This window comes from Paraglaciecola hydrolytica (assembly GCF_001565895.1).
GTDB lineage: Bacteria > Pseudomonadota > Gammaproteobacteria > Enterobacterales > Alteromonadaceae > Paraglaciecola > Paraglaciecola hydrolytica.
Genome location: NZ_LSNE01000009.1, coordinates 528267 through 529023, shown reverse-complemented (window position 1 = coordinate 529023; position 757 = coordinate 528267). Strand labels below are relative to the sequence as shown.

1 protein-coding gene is annotated in these 757 nt (G+C 37.1%); it reads left to right on the top strand.

Translation table 11 applies throughout. The annotated features are described in order from the left end of the window. Window positions 1–757: sulfotransferase family protein (locus tag AX660_RS18110; protein WP_131811825.1), on the top strand; the 757-nt coding region annotated here is incomplete at both ends.

The following is a 757-nucleotide window of genomic DNA, read 5'->3' as shown; positions in this document are numbered from 1 at the left end:
CAGCAACTTTCTCGCGCCAAAACAGCTAAACAAAAAATAAACTTACATTATGCCTTAGCAAAGGAGTTAGAAGACCTTAAAGATTATGCTACAGGATTTAACGAGTTGAGCTCGGGCGCAAAAATACAACGTCAATCACTCAACTATAATTCGCAAAGTGAAATCCTTAATATTCAAAACTTAATCAATACATTTACAGCAGAAAATTACTCACAAATAACTGACTCAACACTTACAGAAGCTCCAATATTTATTGTTGGCCTTCCACGCTCTGGCACAACCTTAGTAGAACGGATTATTGGGCAGCATCAAGGTATAAAATCTGCTGGAGAAACCAGCGATTTTACTATCACTATGAGTGCGGTAATTAATCAATATTTACAAGACAAGCAAAGCGAACATTTGTCGCCACTCAGAGCAGCACTGTCCATTGACTATACAAAAATAGGCAATAAGTATTTAGCTAATATGCATAACATGCTTGGCGTATCGACAAGAACAATAGATAAATTACCTTTTAACTTTTTATATTGCGGACTGATTAAAAAAGCGTTTCCAAATGCTCGCATAATACACTTGGTCAGAGAGCCCTTAGACAGTTGTTACGCGATGTTTAAAACATTGTTTAATCAGAGCTATTTCTTTTCTTATGACCTTGAGGAGTTGGCAGAGTATTACTGTGCGTATCGCAAATTGATGGCCCATTGGCATGATGTCATTCCCGAGGGAATTTTAGATGTGCAATACGAAAATCTAG